22 protein-coding genes and 1 pseudogene are annotated in these 24,479 nt (G+C 60.9%); 4 read left to right on the top strand and 19 right to left on the bottom strand.

Annotated elements, in window-relative coordinates; all coding sequences use genetic code 11:
• Positions 1–541 precede the first annotated feature (541 nt).
• Positions 542–1,357, top strand: a complete 816-nt coding sequence (locus tag ACUUL3_RS08250; protein ID WP_448556286.1) for a hypothetical protein — start codon at positions 542–544, stop codon at positions 1,355–1,357.
• A 136-nt stretch (positions 1,358–1,493) separates the two neighbouring features.
• Here the strand turns inward: ACUUL3_RS08250 and ACUUL3_RS08255 are convergent, their stop codons facing one another.
• From ACUUL3_RS08255 to ACUUL3_RS08265, 3 genes are read right to left on the bottom strand one after another with little or no spacing between them, the layout of a single operon-like run.
• Positions 1,494–2,615: an NAD(P)/FAD-dependent oxidoreductase gene (locus ACUUL3_RS08255; RefSeq protein WP_448556288.1), complete on the bottom strand. Its 1,122-nt coding sequence runs from the start codon at positions 2,613–2,615 to the stop codon at positions 1,494–1,496.
• A gap of 43 nt (positions 2,616–2,658) precedes the next feature.
• Positions 2,659–3,840 carry a chromate efflux transporter gene (chrA, locus tag ACUUL3_RS08260; RefSeq protein ID WP_448556290.1) on the bottom strand — a complete coding sequence of 394 codons (1,182 nt, stop codon included), beginning with the start codon at positions 3,838–3,840 and terminating at the stop codon, positions 2,659–2,661.
• A complete protein-coding gene (locus ACUUL3_RS08265) occupies positions 3,827–4,261 on the bottom strand; it encodes a DsrE family protein (protein ID WP_448556292.1) in 435 nt (144 codons plus the stop codon). Before ACUUL3_RS08265 ends, chrA begins: the two co-directional genes overlap by 14 nt.
• A 287-nt stretch (positions 4,262–4,548) precedes the next feature.
• Between ACUUL3_RS08265 and ACUUL3_RS08270 the strand changes: the two genes are divergently transcribed.
• Entirely contained in the window at positions 4,549–5,250 is a 702-nt protein-coding gene (locus ACUUL3_RS08270; protein WP_448556293.1) for a PEP-CTERM sorting domain-containing protein, read from the top strand.
• A 32-nt stretch (positions 5,251–5,282) separates the two neighbouring features.
• Here the strand turns inward: ACUUL3_RS08270 and ACUUL3_RS08275 are convergent, their stop codons facing one another.
• The 6 genes and pseudogenes from ACUUL3_RS08275 to ACUUL3_RS08300 all read right to left on the bottom strand — a co-directional run bounded on the left by ACUUL3_RS08275 (position 5,283) and on the right by ACUUL3_RS08300 (position 9,838).
• Positions 5,283–5,981: a rhomboid family intramembrane serine protease gene (locus ACUUL3_RS08275; protein WP_448556295.1), complete on the bottom strand. Its 699-nt coding sequence runs from the start codon at positions 5,979–5,981 to the stop codon at positions 5,283–5,285.
• Positions 5,982–5,998: 17 nt separating this feature from the next.
• A complete protein-coding gene (locus ACUUL3_RS08280) occupies positions 5,999–7,396 on the bottom strand; it encodes a sensor histidine kinase (RefSeq protein WP_448556297.1) in 1,398 nt (465 codons plus the stop codon).
• 91 nt (positions 7,397–7,487) lie between these two features.
• Positions 7,488–8,021 (bottom strand): bifunctional pyr operon transcriptional regulator/uracil phosphoribosyltransferase PyrR, encoded by a 534-nt coding sequence (pyrR, locus tag ACUUL3_RS08285; RefSeq protein ID WP_448556299.1) that lies wholly within the window; start codon positions 8,019–8,021, stop codon positions 7,488–7,490.
• Positions 8,022–8,154: 133 nt separating this feature from the next.
• Positions 8,155–8,721, bottom strand: coding sequence for a phosphoribosylglycinamide formyltransferase (gene purN, locus ACUUL3_RS08290; RefSeq protein WP_448556301.1), 567 nt, complete (start codon positions 8,719–8,721; stop codon positions 8,155–8,157).
• Between the two features lie 48 nt (positions 8,722–8,769).
• Positions 8,770–9,345 (bottom strand): annotated as a pseudogene (locus ACUUL3_RS08295) (IMP cyclohydrolase); the annotation flags it as partial.
• A gap of 100 nt (positions 9,346–9,445) precedes the next feature.
• Positions 9,446–9,838: an RNA-binding S4 domain-containing protein gene (locus ACUUL3_RS08300; protein WP_448556303.1), complete on the bottom strand. Its 393-nt coding sequence runs from the start codon at positions 9,836–9,838 to the stop codon at positions 9,446–9,448.
• Positions 9,839–9,943: 105 nt separating this feature from the next.
• Here ACUUL3_RS08300 and folE2 point away from each other — a divergent pair, with 105 nt between their 5' ends.
• Positions 9,944–10,681 carry a GTP cyclohydrolase FolE2 gene (folE2, locus tag ACUUL3_RS08305; protein ID WP_448556305.1) on the top strand — a complete coding sequence of 246 codons (738 nt, stop codon included), beginning with the start codon at positions 9,944–9,946 and terminating at the stop codon, positions 10,679–10,681.
• A gap of 5 nt (positions 10,682–10,686) precedes the next feature.
• Here folE2 and ACUUL3_RS08310 read toward each other — a convergent pair whose 3' ends face one another.
• Positions 10,687–12,066, bottom strand: a complete 1,380-nt coding sequence (locus ACUUL3_RS08310; RefSeq protein ID WP_448556307.1) for a sensor domain-containing diguanylate cyclase — start codon at positions 12,064–12,066, stop codon at positions 10,687–10,689.
• A gap of 206 nt (positions 12,067–12,272) precedes the next feature.
• Between ACUUL3_RS08310 and ACUUL3_RS08315 the strand changes: the two genes are divergently transcribed.
• Complete coding sequence (locus ACUUL3_RS08315) at positions 12,273–13,922, top strand: Na/Pi cotransporter family protein (protein ID WP_448556309.1); 1,650 nt, start codon at positions 12,273–12,275, stop codon at positions 13,920–13,922.
• A gap of 31 nt (positions 13,923–13,953) precedes the next feature.
• Here the strand turns inward: ACUUL3_RS08315 and nadD are convergent, their stop codons facing one another.
• The 9 genes from nadD to ACUUL3_RS08360 form a co-directional block, all read right to left on the bottom strand.
• Positions 13,954–14,622, bottom strand: a complete 669-nt coding sequence (gene nadD / locus ACUUL3_RS08320) for a nicotinate-nucleotide adenylyltransferase (RefSeq protein ID WP_448556311.1) — start codon at positions 14,620–14,622, stop codon at positions 13,954–13,956.
• An 11-nt stretch (positions 14,623–14,633) separates the two neighbouring features.
• Positions 14,634–15,890, bottom strand: a complete 1,257-nt coding sequence (locus ACUUL3_RS08325) for a glutamate-5-semialdehyde dehydrogenase (protein ID WP_448556313.1) — start codon at positions 15,888–15,890, stop codon at positions 14,634–14,636.
• Positions 15,891–16,063: 173 nt separating this feature from the next.
• The gene (gene proB, locus ACUUL3_RS08330; protein WP_448556315.1) at positions 16,064–17,221 is read right to left on the bottom strand and encodes a glutamate 5-kinase; all 1,158 of its coding nucleotides are present in this window, start codon (positions 17,219–17,221) and stop codon (positions 16,064–16,066) included.
• On the bottom strand, positions 17,205–18,224 hold the full coding sequence (gene obgE / locus ACUUL3_RS08335; RefSeq protein ID WP_448556317.1) for a GTPase ObgE: 1,020 nt from the start codon (positions 18,222–18,224) through the stop codon (positions 17,205–17,207). Before obgE ends, proB begins: the two co-directional genes overlap by 17 nt.
• A 182-nt stretch (positions 18,225–18,406) precedes the next feature.
• Positions 18,407–18,670, bottom strand: coding sequence for a 50S ribosomal protein L27 (gene rpmA, locus ACUUL3_RS08340; RefSeq protein ID WP_448556319.1), 264 nt, complete (start codon positions 18,668–18,670; stop codon positions 18,407–18,409).
• A gap of 27 nt (positions 18,671–18,697) precedes the next feature.
• Positions 18,698–19,009, bottom strand: a complete 312-nt coding sequence (gene rplU, locus ACUUL3_RS08345; protein ID WP_448556321.1) for a 50S ribosomal protein L21 — start codon at positions 19,007–19,009, stop codon at positions 18,698–18,700.
• 261 nt (positions 19,010–19,270) lie between these two features.
• Positions 19,271–20,815, bottom strand: a complete 1,545-nt coding sequence (locus tag ACUUL3_RS08350; protein ID WP_448556323.1) for an Rne/Rng family ribonuclease — start codon at positions 20,813–20,815, stop codon at positions 19,271–19,273.
• Positions 20,816–21,013: 198 nt separating this feature from the next.
• The gene (locus ACUUL3_RS08355; RefSeq protein ID WP_448556325.1) at positions 21,014–23,566 is read right to left on the bottom strand and encodes a TIGR03960 family B12-binding radical SAM protein; all 2,553 of its coding nucleotides are present in this window, start codon (positions 23,564–23,566) and stop codon (positions 21,014–21,016) included.
• 104 nt (positions 23,567–23,670) lie between these two features.
• A complete protein-coding gene (locus ACUUL3_RS08360) occupies positions 23,671–24,456 on the bottom strand; it encodes a hypothetical protein (RefSeq protein WP_448556327.1) in 786 nt (261 codons plus the stop codon).
• Positions 24,457–24,479: the final 23 nt, after the last annotated feature.

Here is a 24,479-nt window from a genome sequence, read left to right on the forward strand (position 1 = left end):
GAATCCCTGCGGAATTCCCCCCCCGTTTATTGCCACCGGCGAAATTGCAGAGCCGGCGGGCGAGAAAAAACAACGGGCGCGCCCAGGCCGGAAGCGCTCCCCTCCATCACGCCCCAGGGCCATCAGGACGCGGTGAATCAACGCATCGTCATCCCTCCTCGCCCATGCACCTCTTCCCCTTGCCGAACAAGAACTGCGGCCGCTGATACTTTTATTTTTTCTTTCATTACAGTAAGTTACAATAAAAAATCGCCGGAACGGCTACACCTCTTCCATTTTTCCGAAAAAAAGAAAGGGAAGGCATAATCGGTCGCCTCCCCCTTTCCTTCCTGGCAAACAAAATACGCAATTCCGGAAAACTGAATCCGCGGATCTGCAAATTCTTCTTTCCGACCCATCTTGATCGCCGTAACAGCCCGAAACAACAGGGGGAGTTCTTTATCCTACGCTGGAATATTTCTTGCACCTTTATCGGAACAGGTGCATTGGCAACTCATTGAAAATTCGCGTGCGCGAAGACATCGAAAGATGGGGGGAACACATGAAGACATTGACATGGTTGTTCATGGCGGTATTGCTGTTTGGCTTTGCGCCGGAAGCCTCGGCTGTTTCCGCGGATCTGCACCCGGAAGCGTACCTGCGGGGGGCGGGCAATGGCAGCGGGGAAGCGGACCAGCAGACATATTCCTCTGGCAATGGCGACGGCAGGGAAAAAAGCCGCGCTGGCCGCGACGCCCCTGCCAACGAAAACGGGAGCGCCGGGCAGACGTTGGTCTGGCTGACCGTGGGGTTGCTTCTCTTCGGCCTTGCCCAGTCAGCCGCGGCCGCGCCGGTGAATTTTCATCTGAAAGGGGCACTGAGCGGAACACTCAGCGGTTCCGGTGGACAGGATCAGGGCGCCGGATCCTTGGTGACCGTGGCGATCACCGGAAAAATCTGGGCCGATATCGACGAATCCTTCGCCCTGAACGTCGGAGAATCCCATTTTGTCGATATCGGCGGCAAGGTCCAGACGAGCTATGCGGACCACAGCCCCTACGACCTGGCCAACGCCGTCGTGGAGGCTGTCTTCACCCCGGAGAAAAACGTCATCGCCTCTCTTCTTCATCCCGGCCTCTCCCTCGGCTATTCGCCGTTCTACACTCTCTCCGTCCCGGGGGAGCATGCACACCAGGGCTTCGGCTTTAATGCGCTCCAGGTCAGCAACAACGGCCAGAGCTTTGTCATACAAAACATCGGGGACAGCCGGACAATTTCTCTTGCCGGACACGCCGTTATCATCAGCCCGACAAGAAGCACCTTCGGGGCGGGCGATCTCGGCGCCATGGGAGGGTTCGACATCATTCTGAGTGCTTAACAACCCCTTGAAAAACAGGCGGTGGGCGATACCGGATGCCTCGGCGAAACCCGTGAGGTTACGGTTACGAAAGACCAAGCCAAAAAGGGAACAGGCTGTTTCCGACCTCTCACCAATCCCCGGCGGGCATCTCCCCCTATCCCTTCTCCAGGGCCTGGAACTTCCGCATGAAGCGGCGGTCGATGAAATCCTTGAGCCAGAAGGCCGGGCGGCCGCCGAAAACCAGCCCGCGCTTCCGGAGGATGCCGGTGCCGTCCCCGAGGTTGTAGATGAGGAGATAGTCGCCGCCGGGCGAGAATCTGCGGAGCGGCCTGCCCTCCAGGGCCGCCAGGAGATTGTGACAGAGGACCGGGTTCTGCCTGACCGCATAGACCCCGACCTTGTCCAGGGGACGCGGAGCGAAAAAAATGCAGTCGCCGCCGCCGAAAATCTCCGGATGCTCCGGGCATTGCAGAAACTCGTTGACCAGAAGCCCACCGTCCGGGCCGGTGGCCAGCCCAGAGTCGGCAAAAAGCGGCGAAGGCTCAATCCCGAGGGCAAGAAAGATCAGATCTGCCTCGTGGGCAGCACCGGATGCAAGAACCACTTTCCCTTCCCTGATCTCCCGCACCCGGTCCGCCGTGACTATTTCGATGCCGCGTCCGACAAGCGACCGCCGCGCCCGGCTCCGGATCGCTTCCGGCTGCCGGGCCATGAGGCCTGACCCGGCAAAAACCGTGATCCGCGGCGGCGCGACCCTGGCGTCGGCAAGCAGGCGCCAGACATTGCCGGCAACCTCCACCGCCGAAGGGCCGCCGCCGAGCACGGCGACCCGTATCTGCTTTTGCCCGGCCAGAGCAAGGAGCCGCGCCTGCGCCTCCATCAGCCTCTCGATGGGCTTGACTGAAAAAAGCTCCCGGGCCGTGGCCATGCCCGGCAGGGTCTGTGGTACGGAACTGCCGGCATTGCAGGAGAGCACGTCGTAGGGACGTGTCGTGCCGTCGGCAAGATGCACCGCCCGTGTCCGCGGCTCGATGCGGACCGCCCTGCCGAGCACAAAGGCGGCGCCCTGCTTTTCCACCACCTGCCGGGTGGCGAAGCGGATCTCTTCGGGCCGGTACACCCTGGCCAGCATCCCTGGCCCCATGCCGGAATAGTAATGATGGGGCGAGGGCCCGATCACGGTAACCCCGTAGCCCTTGGCAACGAAGCGATGCAGGTTGGCCAGGGTGGTCAGATGGGCGTGGCCGCCGCCGATCAGAACAAGCTGCTTTTTCATGCCCCCCTCCTTTTCGAGACCGATACATCGTTTTCCATCTTACTCAAAAGAGAAGGTAGGAGGCAAGCCCGGCCCCGGCCACGACAAAAAGCAGATCCACCTTGAGGACCAGCGCGGCGAAACTCGCCAGCAAAAGGAGCAGGTGCCTGAGATCCCAGCTGATGGCCAGGGCGAATTTCACCGTTACAAAGAGCAGCAGCCCGACAAAGCAGGCGATGACGCCCCGGATAAACCGCGGGAAAAAAGCGGAGCTGCGCAGCCGGTCAAACAGCGGCAGCGCACCCGCCACCAGGATGAGGCCCGGGAAAAAGATCCCGAGGGTGGCCACGATTGCCCCGGCCAGGCCGCTGACAAAGTAGCCGATGAAGGTCGCGGTGTTGAGAATCGGACCCGGAGTCAACTGTCCCAGGGCAACGCCATCGAGCAGGGTCTGGTTGTCGAGCCAGTCCCTGGCCGCAACCACCTCGTGAAACATGAGGCTGATGGCGGTATAGCCGCCGCCGAAGGCAAAAAGCTCGATCTTGGCCATGACCCGGGCCAGCTCAAAAAGCCCGGGCGCAGCCAGCCAGAGGAAAAGCATGCTCGCGGCAAAGCCGGCCAGGAGCAGGGCCGCATCCCGGCAGGAACCGGGGCGATGACGCCCCTGCCGTAAAAACTCCGTTGCCCGCAGGCGGAACAGCACGAGGCCGAGCAGGCCGCCGCTGAGGATCACCAGAAAGGGATTGACGCGAAAAAACAGGAGAAGCGCGGCCAGGACAGCCAGAGCGAAGTCGGCGGCCGCCTTCAGGCTGTTGCGGCCAAAGGTCAGGCTGGCGTGGGCCACGATGGCGACCACCACCACGGCAAGGCCGGAAAAGATCGCCTCCGCCGCGGGCATGGCCCTGGTCGCCTTGTAGATAACGGAGAGAAAAAGCATCAAAGCAAAGGCCGGCAGGCCGAACCCCAGAAAAGCGAGGAGCATGCCGGGGATCCCGCGACAGCGGTAGCCCGCATAGGCGGCCATGTTCACGGCAATGGCGCCGGGCAGGGTCTGGCAGAGGGCGATGCCCTCCTGAAAGATGTCAGGGGCCAGCCACCTTTTTTTCACCACCACCAGTTCCCTGATGTGGCTCACCATGGCAGGGCCGCCAAAGGCGGTGAGGCCGACCTTGAAAAAGGCCGGAAAAATCTCGCCCAGGCCCGGCGGCGCCTGCCGGCGGGGATCGTCGCCCTCAGGGTTTGACATAGGCATAGCCTGCCTGCTGCCTTTCCACCAGAGCAAGTATGCCGGCAGGCACCACCTGAACGAAATCCGGCAGCCCCTCCTCGCCGATGCTGATCTTCTTCTCCTCCTTCATCTTGCGCATGGAATTGCGGCAGGCCAGAAAAATTACGCCCTTGCCGGCCAGCTCGCGCATGGTCGCAACCAGGGCGGCATCCTCATAGGCGAGCACCGCGCTGCCGTTGGCAAGACAGACAGCTTCCGCCTTCTCCTCCCCCGCCGCCTTGAGCAGGTTGGCGGCGTTGCCCAGGGCAACCTGCCAGCGCGCTGTTTCATTGATGTGCAGAACAACCTTGTACTCTTTCATCATTCCCCCTGTCTTTTCACGAATGCTTTTTTCCGAGACGCCGACCGATTTTTCGGTCAGCAGGACGCTGTCTGCCAATACTTAGAAGCAATTTCCTTTTTTTGCAAGAAAGGCCAGAAAATAATTCCCTCCCAGCCCTTTCCACCTAGCACATATGTTCCGCATTTCCGGAAAAACAGAATCGCTTTATCTGAAATTTCCTGTTTTGGGGAAAACATCCCAAACCGTAAACCACGTAATATCCTGAAATAACATATTTATTATTTTAACAAGACCAGAGGAATACTTTTTGCAAGACAAATAGCGATAATTCACCCAACTCCAGAAATTTCGCCGTGCGAACAGGGCATCACGAGGGGAAAATCATGAAGGCTTTGACAGGCTTGACAGTGGGAATGTTGCTGTTTGGATTTGTTCCGGGCGCGGAGGCCGTGCCGGTGGATTTTCACCTCACCGGCTCCCTGTACGGCACACTCGACGGAAGCGGCTATCAGGATCAGGGTCCGGACGGCCTGGTGGAAGTGGCGATCAGCGGAGAGATCTGGGCGGATTTCGACTACCAGTTCACCCTCAACGATGGCGAGTCCTACTTTGTCGATATCGACGGCAAGGTCCGAACGAGCTACAACGGCAACAGCCCCTACGACCTGCAGGACTCCAGCGTCAGCGCCTTTTTCTCCCCCGGGGAAAACACCCTGGCCTGCCTCCTCAATCCAGACCTTTCCGTGGCCTATTCACCCTTTTACGGAATGTATATCCCGGGTGAATACGTGCACCAGGGGTTCGGTTTCTGGGGGCTCGAAGTCACCGCCAACGGCCAGAGCGACACCCTGTCCCAGATCGGGGATGAACTTTCCCTCTTTCTCGGTGGCCACCATCTGATCATCAGCCCGACCAGAAGCACATACGGCGTCGGCTATCTCGGCGCCATGGGCGGTTTCACCATCACCCATCTCGGCACCACCGACCCGCCGCCGGCCCACACGCCGGAACCGGCCACCATCCTGCTGTTTGGCGCCGGCCTTGCCGGTTTTGCCGGAAGACGGCTGACGAGAAAAAAACGGTAACAACCCCCGCCCGCAGCCAGGTCACCCGGCAGCTACAACCAGACCTGGCCTCTCTTTCCCCCTTCCCTGCGCCGTTTGAAGAACTGCAGCAGAAAAACACCGGCGAGAAAACCGCCGATGTGCGCCCAGAAGGCGACTCCGCCTTCGGCGAGACGGCCGACGGCGAACTGGGCCGTGCCCTGGAGGAACTGCATGAGAAACCAGAAACCAATGAAGAAATAGGCCGGAATCTCAACCAGATAAAAAAGGATGAAAATCGGGATGAAGGTGAGGATCCTTGCCCCGGGATACAGGAGTAGATAGGCGCCGATCACCCCCGAGATCGCGCCGCTGGCCCCGATCATCGGCACCCTGGCCTGGGGGCTCACCCCGAACTGGGTGAAGGCCGCGGCAACGCCGCAGAGCAGATAGAAGAAGAGATAACGGCCGTGGCCCATCCGGTCTTCCACATTATCGCCGAAAATCCAGAGCATCCACATGTTGGAAAAAACATGCAGCAGGCTGCCGTGCAGGAACATGGAACTGAAGATGGGCACCACGCTGCCCGGAAAAAGGTTCGCCCGCAGCTCGGCGACAAAGCGGGCCGGAATAAAGCCGTAGTCGACGACAAAGGGCTCCAGGCCCGGACCGAGGCTCAACTGGTAGAGAAAGCAGAGCACATTGACAACGATGAGCCAGAGATTGACGACCGGGAAACTTTTGGAGGGGATATCATCCTTGAGGGGGAACATCGGCGGCCGTCACCCGCTCAAGGCTTGCTGACCTGCTCTTCCCCGGGATCGGGAACCGGCAGGACAAAATAAAAGTTGTTGCCTTCCTCGGTGGCCTCATAGCCGACCACGCCGCCGTGGATCTCCACCACCTGCTTGACAAAGGCCAGACCATGCCCGGTGCCGGGCTGATTCTTGCCCCGTTCGCCGCGCACCCCGTCGGCGAAAACGGCCTTTGCCTCATTGTCGGCAAGATGCTCGCCGGTGGTGAAGACGTTGAACTTGATGCCGTCGCGGCCCGGCCCGAAGCAGCCGGGGATGATCTCGCGGCCGTAGGCCACCGCCTTGCGCAGCTCGCCGCGACGGTTGGTGATCGCGGTTGTGTACTTGACGGCGTTGGAAAAAAGATTGGCATACACCTGGGAGAGCAGCCCCACGTCCACCCGCAGGTACAGCTCCTCCTCCTGCATGTCCCGGGGCTTTTCCACCACAATGCCCCTGGCGTTGAACCTGCTCAGATAATGGTCCAGCTGCGGGGCGACAATCTCCTGATCAATGGCGCACTTTCTGGGCCTGAGCACGAAACGACCCTTGGCAAAATGGTCGCGCCTGAAGAGGCTCTCCAGAAACAGGCTGTAGTTGGCATGGTGTTCCAGGAGTTCCCGGTGGTTCTCCAGGAGAAGCCGGTGCAGCGTGCTCACCTTGTTGATCACCAGCTCACAGCTGGCGGAAGGAACGCCCTGTCTCTCTTTCAAGCCGCCGATCAGTTGTTCCAGCTCGTCGATATCCCCGATCCGCGCCTTGAGCTGGTTGAAGAGGTGCTTGAAATACATGTTGGGGGTGATGACGTTGTGCTCGATATCCATCACCAGATTGTTGATGAACTTGAGGTGGCGGATGTTTTCGTGGGAGATCATCCGGTTGTGCAGGTTGTAGCCGATACGGTTCGTGTACTTGCGGAGGAAAAAACGGTCCGCCTTGGAGATCTTCTCCAGGGGATACACCTCCAGCACGCCCATCACCAGCGAGCTGATGGTTTTTTTCTGCCCATCCCGCAACTCGGTGGGTTTCCGGTGGATGGGGATCAGAACGGAGTGCTCGGTTTCGTAAGATTTGCAGCCCAAGTGGATATAGGCCGGCGTCTTTTCCGGCTCCGACAGGAGTCCGCGTCTGCTGTCACAGCAAAGAAGCAGTTCCTCGCCGTGCCTGTCGAGAAGGTAGAGCCTGCTCTCCAGGCCGAGAAACTCGGAAAGAGCCACCACGCAGACCCGATAAAAATCCTCGTTGGAATCGACCTCCTGGGCGAGATCGAAAAAGGCGCGCAGGAGGTCGTTCTGGGCAGGGGTGAAGTTGTAGGTCGCGTAACTTTCCCGCTTTTCCCTGATCCGCTTCCTGATCCGCGCCAGATCCTGGCCTGTCTGGATTTTTTGAGCCATTGCCCCACCGACGGATACGTTATCACCAGCCCACAGCTTTGCCCACCCCGGTCAACTTCATCCTAGCACGCCCCGCGGTCAGAGAAAAAACTCAATCGCGACCCGTGAGCACAATTTCGTCAATCCCGCTGTTTTCCGCCAGGAGAACATGGATATGCTCGTTGGCCTTGACATGGATGTCCATCCCGACATAATCGGGTTGGATGGGCAGCTCGCGCTCGCCACGATCCACCAGAACGGCAAGCTGGATGCAGCGGGGCCGGCCGATGTCCATGAGAGCGTCCATGGCGGCGCGGATGGTGCGGCCGGTAAAGATAACGTCATCCACCAGCACCACCACCTTCTCCTCCACCGGAAACTTGATGTTGGTTTTCTTCACCACCGGATTCTGGGCCACCAGGCTCCAGTCGTCGCGGTAGAGGGTGATATCCAGGGTGCCGGTGGCCAGCTCGATCTTCTCCCGGTCCTGGATCAGCTTCTGAATCCGGTCGGCCAGAAAGACGCCGCCGGTGTGAATGCCGATGATGGCCAGGTTGGCGACACCATGGTTGTTTTCCACGATCTGCAAGGCGATCCGCTGCAGGGAGCGGTCGATGTCCGCCGCCGTCATGATCTGCTTTTTCATCAGACTTCCCTCCGAAAACAAAACAGCCACCGGCCCGATGCCGGTGGGCGAGTCGAAAACAAGGTCCGGGCGCCAAACGACAGGCCCCGGCCCCGACAAGCACCGGAGGCCGGGCAGCGGGGTTCCTGCCGGCTTACGGCCAGAAGTGATCGATCCCCTTTGCCGCGACCTTGGCGACCGCCTCGGGATACGCCTCGCACTCCGCGACAAAAACCTTGCGGGCGATATCGTCGGGGGTGTCGGCATCGTCCAGGGCCACGCACTTCTGCACCACGATGGGCCCCTCGTCATACACCTCGTTGGCGAAATGCACCGTGCAGCCGCTCACCTTGACGCCCCGGCTCTTGACGGCCCTGTGCACCCGCATGCCATACATGCCGGCCCCGCAGAAGGAGGGGATCAGGGAGGGGTGGATATTGAGCACCGCCCGCCGCAGATGCGCTGGCGGCTGGTAGAGCTTGAGGTAGCCGGCGAGCAGCACCAGTTCAACCCCGTAATCCTGCAAAATGGCGTTGGCGGCGGCATTGTCCCTGGCATGGAAGGCCGGATAGCCGTACTTTTCCGCCTTGGCAAGCCCCAGGGCATCGGCCACGTTGGAGACGACCACCTCGATCCTGCCCGGCATGACGCCGTCGGCAATGCGGTCGTGGAAATTGTCCAGGGTCCGTCCGGAGCCGGAAAGCAACACCGCCATTTTCATCGCTGTCACCTATTTGAAATAGGGGTTGGCGTCGACATCCACGCTCTTCAACCAGTTGACGATGGTGGTGTCGTACCTGCCGGTCAGGTCAAATACCTTGACTGCCAGGCGGAAGCGGGTCTTCAGGGTGGTGTTGCCGCCGGCCTTGATTTCGGCGAGCACCTGCGGATAATCGGCAGGATCGACGATGACCGTGACATCCTGGAAATTCTTGGCCGAGGAGCGCAGCATGGTCGGGCCGCCGATATCGATGTTCTCGATGGCGTCGGCCAGGGAACAGTCGGGGTTGGCCACGGTCTTTTCAAAGGCATAGAGGTTGACCGCCACCAGATCGATGGGCTGCAGGCCATGCTGCTCCATCTGCCTGAGGTGGTCGGGGTTGTGTTTCTGGGCAAGGATGCCGCCATGCACCTTGGGATGCAGAGTCTTGACCCGGCCGTCCAGCATCTCGGGAAAACCGGTGAACTCGGAAACATCCTTCACCCTGATGCCGTGGTCGCGCATTTTCCTGGCGGTGCCGCCGGTGGAGAGGATCTCGATCCCCAGGTTCTCAAGCTCCTTGGCAAATCCCTCGATTCCGGATTTATCCGTGAGGCTGATCAGTGCTCTTTCCATCCTTCTCATTGTCCTTCTTCCTCCCTTATGATCTCGCTGAACAAAGCCGTTATCCGCAAACGCAACAGAAAGAAATGTACCCTGAACCGTATCCCGATTGCAAGAATACTCACTCATCTTTTCGGGTAAACTTCTTGATCAGCCGCCGGTCGCGCTTGCTCGGCCGCCCCGGCGGGGCAATGCCTTCGGCCCGCAAGAGGCGCCGGTTTTCGCGGGCCATCTCCCTTTGCGCCCGGCTCTCCCCGGACTCCTCATAGAGCCGCTGCGCCTCCGGGGCCCCCCGGCGCTGGCCGGAAACGGCGCGGATCACCAGCAGATATTCATCATGATCCTTCTGGATGCGGACCTCGTCGCCCACCGCGGCGAAACGGGCCGGCTTGACCCGGGCGCCGTTGACATGCACCTTGCCGCCGCTGATGGCCTGGGAGGCCTGGGAGCGGGTCTTGAAAAAACGGGCGGCCCACAGCCACTTGTCCAACCGCACCCTGCTCTCCTCGGTCATTCTCCCGCGAACCTCATGAAGCCCCTCCCGTCGCCTCCGGCCGGGCCGGCCCGGAACGTTTACCACTTTGCGCAGCCATCCAAATGGTGTATATACCTTTCCAGCATGAAGCTCAATACCGTTGGCATAAAAGATATCAATTACCCGGTCAGGGTGCGCGAAAAATCAGGGGGCATGCAGCAGACCGTGGCCAGCGTCAGCCTGCAGGTCAGCATGCCGCGCCAGTACCGGGAGTCGTGCGTTTCCACCTTCATCGAGGTCTTGAACAAGTATCAGGACGAGATGAGCAACCGGATCTTCAGGACCCTGCTGGCCGAGGTCAAGGAAGAGCTGCGGGCCGAGTCGGCCCATGTGGAGATGACCTTTCCCTATTTTCTGGAAAAAAAGGCGCCTGCCACCGGCACGGCCAGCCTCATGGAATACACCTGCCGTTTCACCGGCGGCATCGGCAGGGATGAGGACTTCATCCTCTCCGTCTGGGTGCCGATCACCACTCTCTGCCCCTGTTCCAAGGAGATCAGCGCCTACGGCGCCCACAACCAGCGGGGCGAAGTGAATCTCACCGTCAAGTATTCGGGGTTCATCTGGATGGAAGACCTCATCGCCCTGGCCGAGGCCGGAGCCTCCAGCGAGGTCTATGCCCTTCTGAAGCGCCCGGATGAGAAATACGTGACCGAAAAGGCGTACGACAATCCGATGTTTGTCGAGGATGTGGTGCGCAAGGTTGCCGAACAGGCCCTGGCCCATCCGGCCATCACCTGGTTTTCCGTGGGGGTGGAGAGCTTCGAGTCCATCCACAAGCACAGCGCCTACGCCTACGTGGACAGCGACGAGATCCGCTGAACGGTTCAGGCCGCCAGCCGCACCGTATTGCGCCCATCCCGCTTTGCCCCGTACAACGCCCTGTCGGCCCTGTTGATCAGAACATCCACCGTATCGCCGTGGCGGTATTCGGTGAGCCCGCAGCTGATGGTCACCCCGAAGGCAAGCCCCTCCACCAGGCGGCGCAATCGCTCGGCAATGGCCACCGCCTCCTCTTGCCCGGTCCCCGGACAGAGTACCAGGAACTCCTCGCCGCCCCAACGGCCCAGGGCATCGGTTTCCCTGAGCTGCCTCTGCACCGCGGCGGCAATCTCCTTGAGCACCGTATCACCGACGGAATGGCCGAAACTGTCGTTGACCTTCTTGAAATAATCAAGATCCAGAAGCAGGACGGCGAAAGGCTGCCCATAACGTCCCGCCCTGGCAATCTCCTGCCTGAGCAGTTCCTCGATCCTGCCCCGGTTATAGACGTCGGTCAGGGGATCGGTGCTGGCAAGCCGGGTGAGGGTTTCCTCCATCCTCTTGCGTTCGCTGAGATCCTGGATGGTCTCGATCACGGAAACCAGCTGGCCGCGGCTGTTGTAAATGGGCACCGCATCGCAGGAGAGATAGAGACGCTCGCCGTCCGCCCTGTCGAACCAGCCTTCGGCATGCACCCCCTCCTCCTGCAGCTCCGACTTGCCGATGGAAGCATACAGGCTGGCAAGCCGGTTGCGATCCACGGAATGGATGACCACATCGGCCAGACAGGGGCGTTTTTCCGGGTAGAATGCCCGCCAGTGGTCGGAGGTGCCCACCACGGACCGGGCGCTCAGGCCGGTAAGCATCTCGCAGGCCTTGTTCCAGTCGGTGACCACATGCTCGGAATTGAGAACGAAGATGGGAACCGCGGCATGGCAGATCAGCCTTTCGGTGAGCAGCTTCTGTTCCTTGAGCAGTTCCTCCGCCTGCCTGCGCTTGCTGATATCGCGGAAGATTCCCCGGGTGGCCAGCCGTTCGCCGTCGCAAAAATCGGTGCTGATATTGCCCTCCACCGGGATGCGGCGGCCATCCTTGGCCACAAAGACCACCTCATAGCGGTGCGCCTTCTTTCCTGAAGAAATATCCCTGAACAGGGTATGACACTTGTCGCGGCAGCCGGGGTCCAGAATATCGAAGATGGAGAGTGCCGCGATTTCGCCTTCCTCATAGCCCAGGGTCTTGCGCCAGGATCTGTTCACATAGAGGAACTTCCCATGCTGGTCGATGCTCTGGATAAGGTCGTTGGCATTGTCGAGAAAATTGCGAACCTGCCACTCGGAAACCCGCGCCGGGCCGGAACCCTGTTGCCCAGACGCACGGCCGTTGCCGGGAATCAGCCCTTCGCCGCCCGTCGTCTCTACTGGTTCGGAATCGCGCCTGTTCATACGGATACCATGAAATCCCTTTGCTGGAGTGCATTCCCCACCGGCGACAAAAAGGATGAGTCGAGGGCGGGATCGGTAATTATACAGATTTTAATTAAATTGTTAAACACTTTTTTCCCCTTTCTCTCCTTTTCCCTTCCCCGGGAAAAAACGTATGATAAAAAAAGAAAAATATTTCCATTCCCCTTGGCGTCAGGATTTTTCCCATGCTCAATACCGCAATGATTGGCAGCCTCATCGGCGGCATCGGCCTCTTCCTGCTGGGCATGCAACTCATGACCGACGGCCTGAAGATCGCGGCAGGCCAGACCTTGCGCAATATCCTGGAGCGCTCCACCAGCACCCCCTTCAAGGGAATTCTCTCCGGCGCCTTCATCACCTCGCTGGTGCAGTCCTCCGGCGCGGTGACCGTCGCCACCATCGGTTTTGTCAATGCCGGTCTCATGGACCTCATGCAGGCCATCACCATCATCTACGGCAGCAACATCGGCACCACCATGACCGGCTGGCTCGTGACCCTGGTGGGTTTTCAGATCCAGATCAAATTTTTTGCCCTGCCCCTGGTGGGGCTGGGCATGTTCCTGCGCCTGGGCAGGGGCAACAACCGCTACGGCGCCGTCGGCGAGGCCCTGGCCGGCTTCGGCATCTTCTTTGTCGGCATCGATCTCCTGAAGACCACCTTCGAGGGTCTGGGCAGCGGTATTGATTTCAGCAACCTGGGGGGCGGCGGCCTGGCCAGCCATCTCCTCTTCCTGGCCATCGGCTTTGCCCTCACCGTGGCCATGCAGTCCTCCAGCGCCGCCATGGCCATCGCCCTCACCGCCACGGCCGGCGGCCTGATTCCCATCGACAACGCCGCCTCGCTGGTGATCGGCGCCAATATCGGCTCCACCTCCACCGCGGCCTTCTCGGCCCTCGGCGCCACCCCCAATGCCAAACGGGTCGCGGCCGGCCACGTCATCTTCAATCTGGTCACCGGCCTGGTCGCCCTTTTGCTCCTGCCCCTGCTTCTCAAAGCGCTCATCGTCCTGCCGCACACCATCAGTCTGGAGGCGGACGCCCCCACCCTGCTCGCCCTGTTCCACACCATTTTCAACGTGCTGGGCGTTTGCCTGATGTGGCCGCTGACCAGACCCATGGTCAACAGGCTGCAGACCATGTTCCGCTCCCACGAGGAAAATGAGGCCCGGCCGCTCTACCTGGACCGGAACATCGCGCCGACCCCGGTTCTGGCCTTCCACGCCCTGGCCAAGGAACTGGAAAGGATGGGAAACATCGCCCGGCGCATGGCCAAGGGCGCCATGAGCAGCGAGGCCGGCCCCAGCAGGCAGCTCGAATCGGACCGGCAGATTCTTCACCGGCTGGAAATCGAGGTGGGCAACTTTATCAATCTGGTCCGGCGCGGAAATCTGCCCGAGGAGCTGGACCATGTCCTGCCCAATGCCCTGCGGGTGACCAGCTACTTCCGGGAAATCGCCGATGTCTCCCTGCGGGTTGCCCAGCAACAGCAGCAGAGCCATAAGATGAGCAATGAGAAAATAGCCGCCGAGATAAGCGTTTACAAGCAGATGGTGGTCAGGCTGCTGGATCAGGCCAACGCGGAGCGGAAGGAGTACACGGTGGAGGAATGCGGCGCCCTGTTCAAGGAGACCGAGGAGCTGTACAGGCAGCTCAAGGCGAGCCTGCTCAAGGCGGGCACCAAGAACCTGTTGCCCGTTGCGCAGATGGTGTATCAGATCGATCTGATGAGCGACATCAGGCGAATCGCCGATCAGATGGAAAAGGGGGCCCGTTATCTGAGCACCCTCACCGCGGCTGCCCCGGACAACGGGGAGGAGCCACCGGCCGCCCCCTGACCATTCTCATGCCCGGAAGAGCGGAAGCCTGTCAGGCCGAATAAAGACGGTGGCCGGCGATATACTCCGCCACCGCGGCAGGGACCAGATCGCCGATCGCCTCGCCCCGGGCGACCCGCTGCCTGATCTGGGTGGCGGAAACCGCCTCGGGCGGAAAGGCAAGGGGAATGATGGTTCCCGGCCGCGGCCCGCGAAAGACCCCGCTGGCCGCATCCTCCCGGTAAGCCGGAAAATTGACGGCGACACTCTGCCGGCAGGAAAGCGGACATTGATCAGGCCGGCCAGCCACCACGAAATGCGCCTGATCGAGGAGGTGCGGATACTGCTTCCAGGAGGTTATTTCGGCAAAGGCATCCATGCCGATGATGAAGAAAAGTTCGGTGTCGGCGGGCAGAGCCGCGCGCAGCGCGCGCAAGGTGTCGATGCTGTAGGAGGGCCCCAGCCGCTTGCCCTCCATGGCGGAAAGGAAAAAACCCTGCCGCCCCTCGATGGCCAGGGCCAGCATGGCCAGCCGGTGACGGAAGGGAGAAATCGGGTAGTTGAGTTTATGGGGCGGCAGGCTGGCCGGCACGAAGAGGAGGGCATCGAGCTTGAGCTCCTCCCGCACCGCCCGGGCAACGGCAAGATGCCCGTTGTGCACCGGATCGAAGGTGCCGCCCAGGATGCCCACCCGCCTCCCGATATGTTCTGGAAGATCCATGCCCCCCGCGCCTAGCTCCGCACCTCTCCGGCCCCGTAAACGATGAATTTCCGGGTGGTAAGCTCCTTGAGGCCCATGGGACCGTAGGCATGCAGCTTGGTGGTGCTGATGCCGATCTCGGCGCCCAGGCCGAACTGGCCGCCGTCGGTGAAGCGGGTGGATGCGTTCACCATCACCGCCGAGGCGTCGACCTCGCGGAGAAAACGCTGGGAGTTGGCGTAGTCGTTGGTGATGATCGCCTCGGTGTGCTGCGAACCATACTGGACGATGTGGTCCATGGCTTCGGCAAGATCGGCCACCACCTTCACCGCCAGGATGAGATCAAGGAATTCCCGGCCGAAATCGCCGGGCATGGCCGGCGTCACTTCGGGCAGGATGGCCCCGGTCCTGGCGCAGCCCCGCACCTCAACCCCGGCCTTCCGCAATTCCGCCCACACCCGGGGCAGAAAGGCATCGGCAATCTTTTCGTGCACCAGCAGGGTTTCCAGAGCATTGCAGACCCCGGGCCGCTGCGCCTTGGCGTTTATGACGATGTTGATGGCCATGGCAAAATCGGCGCTCTCGTCGACAAAGGCGTGACAGACGCCTTTGTAGTGTTTGAGCACCGGAATTCTTGAATTTTCGGCAACAAAACGGATCAAGCCTTCGCCGCCCCTGGGAATGATCAGATCGATCTGCTCGTCCAGACAGAGCATGGCGGTGACCGCCTCGCGGTCGGTGACCGGAATGACCTGGATGGCCGCCGCCTCGATCCGCTCGGAGGCGAGGGCCTCCTGCAACACCTTGGCCAGGGCCAGGTTGGACTGGATCGCCTCGGAACCGCCGCGCAGGAGGATGGCATTGCCGGCCTTGAGGCATAAGGCGGCGGCATCCACGGTGACGTTGGGCCGCGACTCGTAGATCATGCCGATAACCCCCAGGGGAATGCGCATCCGGCCCACGGTGATCCCGGAAGGCCGTTTCACCATCTCGCCGACCTCGCCCACCGGATCCGGCAGGGCGGCAACCTCCTTGAGCCCGCCGACCATGGAGTCGATCACCTTGTCGGAAAGGGCCAGACGGTCGAGCATGGCCGCGGACAGCCCCTTTTCCCGGCCAGCGGCCAGATCCTTGGCGTTTTCCGCCTGGATATAGGCCTTCTGGGCAAGCAGCGCCTCGGCCATCTTCAGCAGGGCGTTGTTCTTGGCCGTGGTGGAAAGATTGGCCATGTTCCGGGAGGCCTTTTTAGCCGCCATTGCCATCTGTTTGATTGTTTCCTGGATGGACATGCCTTGCCCCCTCACTCGTCTTTGTTGGATGGAAAAAAACTACTCAAAGCCAAAACTCAGACACCCAAAGTTGTAACCGTTCAATAGTGCCATAGAAACGCGAAAGAGGCCGGCGAATTGTGTATTGCGCATGAGCCGACCGGTGACAAAGCGGATGTGGTGCCATTGGACGGTTACAGGATCACCAGATTATCGCGGTGGATGACCTCGTCGCTGTCCTTGGGCCGCTCAAGCATTTTCTCGATGTGGCAGGTCTTTACACCCTTGATCTTCTCCACGTCCGCGGAGGCATAGTTGACCAGACCCGCCGCGATGGCCGCGCCGTCCTCGCTCAGGCAATGGACCGGCGCGCCGATGCCGAACTTGCCGCGCACTTCGAGAATGCCGGAAGGGAGCAGGGATTTGCCGCTCTCCTTGAGAGCCCGACAGGCCCCGGCATCGAGAACCAGATAGCCTTGCGGCCGCAGGGTATAGGCGATCCAGTGTTTGCGGCTGGCAAGCTTTTCCGCCTGGGGCAGGAAGAAGGTGCCCACCAGCTCGCCGGCGAAGAGACGGCCGATGGTGTCACCGGCCCGGCCCGGCCCGATGAAGGAACAGCCGCCGCGGGCAGCGACCATTTTCGCGGCGTTGATCTTGCTCCGCATGCCGCCGGTGCCCAGGGCGCTCTTCACGTTGCCGACCATGGCCTCCACGCTGTGGTTGATGCTGCGCACGGTATAAACCGGCTTTGCCTCGGGATCGGTGACAGGGTTGGCCGTATAGAGACCGGGGACATCGGTGAGGCAGATGAAGATATCCGCCTCGGTCAGGTTGGTGACCATGGCGCCCAGGGTGTCGTTGTCGCCGAAACGCAGCTCTTCCACGGAAACGGTGTCGTTCTCGTTGATGATGGGGAGCAGCTGCCAATCCAGCAGGGTAAAAAGGGTGTTGCGGACATTGAGGTAGCGGTCCCGGTGGGAGAGCGCATCGTGGGTGAGCAGAACCTGGGCCACCTTCTGCCCCAGCTGTTCAAAGATTTTTTCGTAGATCCGCATCAGGCTGCTCTGGCCGATGGCGGCGGCGGCCTGCTTCTCCCTGAGCAGCAGGGGCCGGTCCGAAAGATTCATCTTCCGGCGGCCGGCCGCCACCGCGCCGGAGCTGACCAGAATCACTTCCCTGCCGCTCTGCCTGAGGGCGAAAAGTTCCTGGGCCAGGCTGTCCAGCACCGGCAGATTCAGCCCTTCCCTGGTGGTCAGCACGGCGCTGCCGACCTTGACCACCACCCTTTTCACCCTCTCCAGATACCGGCGCCTGAGCGCCAGGCTCTCGTCATGGTCAAGTACCGTGCTCATGCTCTCTATCACCCAACATGTCGGCAAGGGCCTGCTTCAGTCCGGCAAGCCCCTTGCCGGTGAGGGCTGAAATGGCAAGCGGCGTGCTCCCCTCCTCCTGACGGAAAAGATCGAGCAGCCGGGAAAGCCGCCCTTCATCCTCAAGCAAGTCTATTTTGTTGATAACCAGCAGACGATGGCGGCCCAGCAGCTCTTCCTTGTAGTTGCGCAACTCGTTCTCCAGGATCCGGTATTCCCGCAGAGGCTGATCATCCGGCGTCGAGCCGTCGATGACATGGAGGAGGATCCGGGTGCGCTCGATGTGACGCAGGAATTTATGCCCCAGACCGGCCCCCTCGGAGGCCCCTTCGATCAGACCGGGAATGTCGGCGACGATGCAGGAGCCGAAGTCGTCAAACTGCAGCACGCCAAGCTGCGGCTCCACGGTGGTGAAGGGATAGGGAGCAACCTTGGGGTTGGCGGCGGAAAGTCTGGACAGCAGCGTGGATTTACCGGCATTGGGCAGGCCGATCAGGCCGACGTCGGCGAGAAGTTTCAGCTCGATTTTGAGCCAGCGTTCCTCGCCGGGGTTTCCCTTGGTGGCGATGCGCGGTGCCCGGTTCTGGGCGGTGGCGAAATGGACGTTGCCCTTGCCGCCCTGGCCGCCGCGGGCCGCCAGAAAGCGGTCCCCGTCGTTGAGCAGTTCGCAAAGGACCTCGCCGGTTTCGGCATCCTTGAGAACCGAGCCACAGGGCACGTTCAGGACAAAGTCCTCCCCCTTGCGGCCATACATCTTCTTGCCTCTGCCGGGAGTGCCGTTCTGTGCCAGAAAGTGGGATTTGTAACGAAAATCAAGAAGAGAAGAAAGGCGGCTTGAGGCCTCGATGAAGAGCGTGCCGCCGTCCCCGCCGTCGCCCCCGTCGGGACCGCCCTTGGGAACATACTTTTCACGCCGGAAACTCACGCACCCATTGCCGCCGTCTCCTGCCTTGACAAAGAACTTTGCCTCGTCGATAAAAGCCATTGTCGTCGTCAGTGGGGGAGCTTTGCCGCCGGATGGGCTGCCGCACGCAAGAAAAGACCGCGCGGCAGCTGGCAGGCGTTATCTGGGGGCCGTCGGAAAATGACCTGCCTTGCCGGCCGTTTCGCCAAGGCCCCCTTGTTCCGGAACCGCCTCAGCGGGTTCCGGGTATTTATCACTACGGCTCAGTTGGACTCAACGGGGTAAACGCTGACCCTCTTTCTGTTCTGACCGAACTCCTCGTACTTCACAACTCCGTCCACCATGGCGTAGAGGGTGAAATCACGGCCAAGGCCGACGTTCTTACCGGGATGAATCTTGGTTCCCAACTGACGCACCAGGATATTGCCGGCCCGGACAACCTGACCGCCGAACCTCTTTACACCACGCCGTTGCGAATTACTGTCACGACCGTTTTTCGAGCTGCCGCCCGCTTTCTTATGTGCCACAGTTACACCTCGTGTGCTTCAATTCCGTTACGCGGAAATTTCCTTGATCTCAAGCGCAGTATACTGCTGCCGATGGCCATTCTTCACGCGATAGCCCTTGCGGCGCTTCTTCTTGAACACCAACACCTTTTTGGCCTTGTCCTGTTCCACGATCCGGGCCATGACCCTGGCGCCATCCACCACGGGCTGACCGACCTTGACATTCTCGCCGTCGGCCACCAGGAGCACGTCGGACAACTCAATGGTATCGCCAACGGAGCCGGCAAGTTTCTCAACCCGGACACGTTCACCAGGTGCTACCTGATACTGCTTACCGCCGGTACGAATGATTGCGTACATAATTCCTCCAACAACTGAACTCTTCAAAAAGACAAACGGCTGGGCTGCAGCCGATTCAGGAAAACCACTCTTCTCAATTCCACGCAAAGACGGGGAAAATCGCCTTTGACACCCGACAAAAACAGCGGCCGGGGCAACCGTCGTTTCACCGGGTGGGTGAAACCGACATTGATACCATAATAAGCCGAATTGTCAAGCGATAATAATCAGCTTTTCTTGCGGCCCGACAAGAAAACAGCCCCGCGCCGGCAGAGCCCTCCGCTATTCGGTGCCCCAGAAAATATCATACTTCTCCAGATGGATCTCCTTGACCGGCTCAATGGTTATCTGCTTGCCGGTGGCATTTTCCAGATAGTCGATGGTGGCGGCCTCCTCCTTGAGCATCATCGCCGCCACCTTGGGATGCACCCGCAGAACGACGGTGGCGGAGGCGACCTTTTTCGCCTCTCGCTCCACTTTTCGGAAGATTTCGTAGCAGATGGTGCGGCTCGACTTGAGCATGCCCTCGCCGTGGCAGTACAGACAGGGCTCGCACATCATATGGGAGAGATCCTCCCTGTTGCGCTTTCTCGTCATCTGCACCAGGCCGAATTCGGAAACCTTGAGGATGTTGATCCGGCTCTTGTCCTTCTTCGCGGCCTCCTTGAGGGCGGCGAAGACCTCCTCCCGGTGGCTTTCCTCCTCCATGTCGATGAAATCGATGATGATGATGCCGCCGATGTTGCGCAGCCTGAGCTGGTAGGCGATCTCCTTGACCGCCTCCATGTTGGTCTTGAAGATCGTCTCCTCAAGCCCGCTCTTGCCCACGTAGCGGCCGGTGTTCACGTCGACCACGGTGAGGGCCTCGGTGGTTTCGATGATAATGTAGCCGCCGCAGCGCAGCCAGATCTTTTTATCCAGGGCCCGGTTCACATCCATTTCGATGCCATAGGCGTCAAAAAGAGGGGTATCGCTGTCGGAAACCATCACCCTGCCCTGCAGCCGCGGGGCAAAGGTCTCCACGAAACGGAGCACCCGGCCATAGGTCTTGCGGTCGTCCACCACCACCCGGTCCACTTCGGGAGAAAAAATGTCGCGCACCACCCGCAGGGTGATGTCGAGATCCTCGTAGACCAGGCTGGGCACCGCCGCCCTGGTGGCGATATCCTGGATCTCGCTCCAGGTGTGGAGGAGAAATTCCATATCCGCCTCGAGATCTTCGTTGGTGGCGTTTTCCGCCACGGTCCGCACGATGAACCCGGTACCGGCCGGGCGCAGATTTTCAATGTCCTGGCGGAGCTGCTGCCGGACGGATTCGTCCTCGATCTTTCTGGAGATGCCGATGTGATCGGTCATCGGCATGAAGACCAGATTTCGGCACGGCAGGGTGATATGGCAGGTAAGCCGGGCCCCCTTGGTGCCGATGGGCTCCTTGCAGATCTGCACCAAAAGATCCTGGCCCTCGCTGAGCAGATCCTCGATGTTGAGCCCCGGGGTCCGCCGGCAGAGGGATTCGGGCGGCTCGTTGCCGCAGCAGCCGCTGCCCGCGCCATCATCGTGGCGGTCGCATTTGGCGAAACGCTTCTCGAACTCGTCGGTGCTGATATGGACATCGTCCACGTAAAGGAAGCCGGTGCGCTCAAGGCCGATGTCGACGAAGGCGGCCTGCATGCCGGGCAGAACCCGCACCACCCGGCCGCGGTAGATGTTGCCGACCAGCCCCTTCTCCCGGGGCTGCTCAAGATAGAATTCCACCAGATTGCCATGCTCCAGCAGGGCAATCCGGATCTCATAGGGGGTGGCATTGATCAACAGTTCCGTGGACATGGCGGACACGCTCGCTTGAAAAAATTATTAAAGGAAACAGGCTGTTTCCCTTGTCGTTCCAGGCAAAAAAGGGGCTGCTCAAACCGCCGACAAAGTATTGCCGGCGGCATCGCGGGCAAGCCGGAAATTGCGCCCCCGGCGCCAAAAGCCGGCAGAGGGAGCTTGGCGGGCCTGATATTCCCTTGCGCTCCCAACAAATTATTGCGCAATAGTATACGGTTCGCTTCCTACTTTCAAGACCCGAGAAGAAATGAGCATCGCCGCCGGTAAAGCGAAGAGGGCGGCGACCATCTCCAGGGGTTTGACGCCGGGCTGGCCCGGGGCGCTGAGCATGACCAGCTCAAGCTGACCATCCGCGCTTTGCCCAAGGCCGGCAAGAAGCGGCCGCAGATCGATCTCCCGTTCCCTGCCCTTGCGGACAACCACGGCCGGCAAGGTTTCCCGCGCCAGCACCTTTGCGATCTCCCCCTTGCCGGGCATTGCGGCGAGACCGATCCGATAGGTGGTGGCCACCTGCCCGACGTGCTCCTTGCCGGCAAGCAGCACCGTGTTGACCCGCAGGCCGTCCGGGAGCTGACGGTTGATTTCCGCCGCAAAACCGGCAAGGTCCGCAAGCGGCTCGGACAGCTCGATAATGACGAACTCGGCCAGGCTTTCGGTGCCCAAAGGCAGCGCCGGGCTGAAGGAAACCTTGGGGGTGGGGTTGAAGCCCTTGGAAAAATTGAGCGGCACCCGGGCCCGGCGGAAGGCCCGGAAAAAAACCTGCAGCAGCTCCAGATGGCTGAGAAGCCTGGCATTATCCAGGCGCGAATAATTCAATTTATAAAGAAATCGGGGGGGCGGCGCGCCCTCCTTCTCCTGCCCCGCCGGGGTCGCCGCTGCCGTCGCCGGCGCGCCGGCGACGGAGATTGGCCCGGTCGTGCCCGCCTTTTTCGCCTGCACGATGGGCTTGAGCCTTTTCAGGTCGCAAACCCCGCACTTCTGGCAGCCATGCACCCGGCAGTCCGGCGTGTATTCCTCATGGAGCGCCTTGGCGTACTCCTCGGCAAAAAAATCATCCCGCACCCCGACCTTGAGGTGCTGCCAGGGCAGCGGCTCGTCGGCCCGCCTTTTGCGCAGATAGGTCTCAAGCTCGACTCCGCACGCCTCGGCGGCCGCGAGCCAGAGCCCGATATCAAAATGGTCGCCCCAGGCGTCGAGCCGTGCCCCGCGCCGCCAGGCCTCTTCCAGCACCGGGGCCAGACGCCGGTCGCCCCGGGAAAAGACGCCTTCAAGAAAACTCATCCGCGGGTCATGCCACTTCAGCTGAAAATTCCGGCCCTTGAGCCGGGCCCGCAGGAAATCGACGCGCTGGTGGCCTTCCGCCACCGAAAGCTGCGGCTCCCGCTCAAAAACCGTATGCGGCTTGGGGACGAAGGTGGCCGCGCTCACCGTCACCTTGCAGTTTCCCCAACGGGTGGTGTGCAGCACCTTGTGGGCCAGGGCCGGGATTGCCGCCAGATCCTCCTCGCTTTCCGTGGGCAGGCCGAACATGAAGTAGAGCTTGATCAGCTTCCAGCCCAGGGCAAAGGCAGCCTCGGCCGTATCCAGGAGGTCGGCCTCGCTGATCCCCTTGTTGATCACCCGGCGCAGCCGGTCGGTACCCGCCTCGGGCGCCAGGGTAAAGCCGGTCTTGCGCACCCGTCGGATCTGCTCCATGATTTCCGGGGTCAGGGTGCCGACCCTCAGCGAAGGCAGGGAGACGGAAACCTGCTCCCTGACAAAGGTGTTCATCAGCCGAACCAGCAGGTCGCTCAGACAGGAATAGTCGCCGGTGCTTAACGAAAGCAATGCCAGCTCCTCGAAGCCTCCCTCGGCGATTCCCTTCACCGCCCGCTGGAAGATCTTTTCCGGGCTGCGCTCCCGCACCGGCCGGTAGATCATGCCGGCCTGACAGAAACGGCAGCCGCGGGTGCAGCCCCGGGCGATCTCGAGACCGAGACGGTCATGGACAATGCGGGTGAGCGGCACCAGGGGAGGCTGGTCAAAGGCGACGCTTTCCAGATCGACGAGAATCCGGCGGTTCACCTCGGTATAACCGGGGACAAGCGACCTGATCCCGGAAAAATCACCCTCGCCGTCATATTCGGGGGCAAAGAAGGAAGGGACATACACCCCTTCAATCCGGCTGAGGCGCAGCAGGGTTTCCCACCGCCCTTCCCTGTTTTTCCTGGCGGCCAGCAGGGCATCCGCCATTTCGAGGATCGCCTCCTCGCCGTCGCCCAGGAGGATCGCATCGAAAAAATCCGCCACCGGCTCCGGATGAAAGGCGCAGGGCCCGCCGCCGATCACCAGCGGATACGCCTCGCTTCGCTCCGCGCTGCGAAAGGGAATGCCGGCCGCGGCGAGGATGGTGAGGACATTGCTGTAGCAAAGCTCGTAGGCAAGGGTGATGCCGAGCACATCGAACTCGGCGAGGGGCCGCCGGGACTCCAGGGAAAAGAGGGGCAGGTCATGGGCGCGCAACAACGCTTCCAGGTCGCGGTCCGGCGCGTATACCCGCTCGGCCAGCAGATCCTCCCGGCCGTTGACCAGATGGTAGAGAATCTGCAGCCCCTGGTGGGACATGCCTATTTCGTAAAGATCGGGAAAGGCCAGGACCATGCGGAGCGCCGCCTTATCCCATTCTTTGCGGATCACATTGAATTCATTGCCGCCGTAGCGACTGGGCTGCTGCACCTGCGGGAGGAGGGAATCAATCTCGATACGCATGAAATACCCATGGCAACCCGGCGCAAGGCCGGGGATTTTTTATTGCGAAGATGCCTTGCCAACGCTGTGAAAAAAAGAGACTTACGCTGAAAAAGGAAAAAAAGCTACTTGATAATGACCCGTTCGAAACCAGGGGGCAGGCTGACGCTGAAGTCCTCCTCGACAAAGCCAGGCGCCCGCAGCCAGTCGCTCATGGTTATTTCCATGGTCGCGCCGCTCTTGCCGCTGTCCTCGACAGCGATGAAACCCGGCAGCACACAGCCGTTTTCGGCATCGCCCCAGCGGAGATAGTGGCTGTAGCGGACAGCCATGACGATCCTCCCATCGTCGACGAGGAGATGGCGGCGGATCACCTGCTCGACAGGATCAAAAAGCAGATGGTGGCGCATTTCCTCGCCCGGATACCCCGCCTCAAGCCACTGGCCGCCGCTCTCGGCATCCCGGGCCACCGAGAACACCCGCAGCCCCTTGCCGGGCAACCGGCCGGTCAGCCAGTAAAACCCCTGCGCGGGGTCAAATCCTTCCGGCGCATACTTCTTAAAGAGAGAGGAGCCCACCTCCCCCTCGTATCCCTTTGCCGCCGGCACCACCACCGACCGGAAGAAACGCCCATCCGTGGCCATCACCAGGAGGGGCTGTCCCAGGGGATTGATGCCGACAAACTTGAGAAAGGAAGGGGACATGGCCTGCAGATAACCGGTAAGGCTGCCGTTCTGCAGCACCGAGCGCAGCACCAGCTGCACCTGGACGTCAAGGCAGCAGCCGCAAGCCTCCTGACGGGCCACCGTCTCGAGAAACAGGGTCGCGGCGCGCTCCTGCTCAGGGCCGGCCAGGGGCCGGGTCGCCGGCAGGGTGGCGCAGCCGCTTGCCAGCAAAAGGAAAACCAGCAAAAGAAACCGCGACAAAAGCAAAA

This window comes from Thiovibrio sp. JS02, from assembly GCF_053485635.1.

Coding starts and splice junctions, on each gene's coding strand:
- ACUUL3_RS08250 (WP_448556286.1), top strand. CDS start 542: ATGAAGACATTGACATGGTTGTTCATGGCGGTATTGCTGTTTGGCTTT.
- ACUUL3_RS08255 (WP_448556288.1), bottom strand. CDS start 2,615: ATGAAAAAGCAGCTTGTTCTGATCGGCGGCGGCCACGCCCATCTGACC.
- chrA (WP_448556290.1), bottom strand. CDS start 3,840: ATGTCAAACCCTGAGGGCGACGATCCCCGCCGGCAGGCGCCGCCGGGC.
- ACUUL3_RS08270 (WP_448556293.1), top strand. CDS start 4,549: ATGAAGGCTTTGACAGGCTTGACAGTGGGAATGTTGCTGTTTGGATTT.
- ACUUL3_RS08275 (WP_448556295.1), bottom strand. CDS start 5,981: ATGTTCCCCCTCAAGGATGATATCCCCTCCAAAAGTTTCCCGGTCGTC.
- ACUUL3_RS08280 (WP_448556297.1), bottom strand. CDS start 7,396: ATGGCTCAAAAAATCCAGACAGGCCAGGATCTGGCGCGGATCAGGAAG.
- pyrR (WP_448556299.1), bottom strand. CDS start 8,021: ATGAAAAAGCAGATCATGACGGCGGCGGACATCGACCGCTCCCTGCAG.
- purN (WP_448556301.1), bottom strand. CDS start 8,721: ATGAAAATGGCGGTGTTGCTTTCCGGCTCCGGACGGACCCTGGACAAT.
- ACUUL3_RS08300 (WP_448556303.1), bottom strand. CDS start 9,838: ATGACCGAGGAGAGCAGGGTGCGGTTGGACAAGTGGCTGTGGGCCGCC.
- folE2 (WP_448556305.1), top strand. CDS start 9,944: ATGAAGCTCAATACCGTTGGCATAAAAGATATCAATTACCCGGTCAGG.
- ACUUL3_RS08310 (WP_448556307.1), bottom strand. CDS start 12,066: ATGAACAGGCGCGATTCCGAACCAGTAGAGACGACGGGCGGCGAAGGG.
- ACUUL3_RS08315 (WP_448556309.1), top strand. CDS start 12,273: ATGCTCAATACCGCAATGATTGGCAGCCTCATCGGCGGCATCGGCCTC.
- nadD (WP_448556311.1), bottom strand. CDS start 14,622: ATGGATCTTCCAGAACATATCGGGAGGCGGGTGGGCATCCTGGGCGGC.
- ACUUL3_RS08325 (WP_448556313.1), bottom strand. CDS start 15,890: ATGTCCATCCAGGAAACAATCAAACAGATGGCAATGGCGGCTAAAAAG.
- proB (WP_448556315.1), bottom strand. CDS start 17,221: ATGAGCACGGTACTTGACCATGACGAGAGCCTGGCGCTCAGGCGCCGG.
- obgE (WP_448556317.1), bottom strand. CDS start 18,224: ATGGCTTTTATCGACGAGGCAAAGTTCTTTGTCAAGGCAGGAGACGGC.
- rplU (WP_448556321.1), bottom strand. CDS start 19,009: ATGTACGCAATCATTCGTACCGGCGGTAAGCAGTATCAGGTAGCACCT.
- ACUUL3_RS08350 (WP_448556323.1), bottom strand. CDS start 20,815: ATGTCCACGGAACTGTTGATCAATGCCACCCCCTATGAGATCCGGATT.
- ACUUL3_RS08355 (WP_448556325.1), bottom strand. CDS start 23,566: ATGCGTATCGAGATTGATTCCCTCCTCCCGCAGGTGCAGCAGCCCAGT.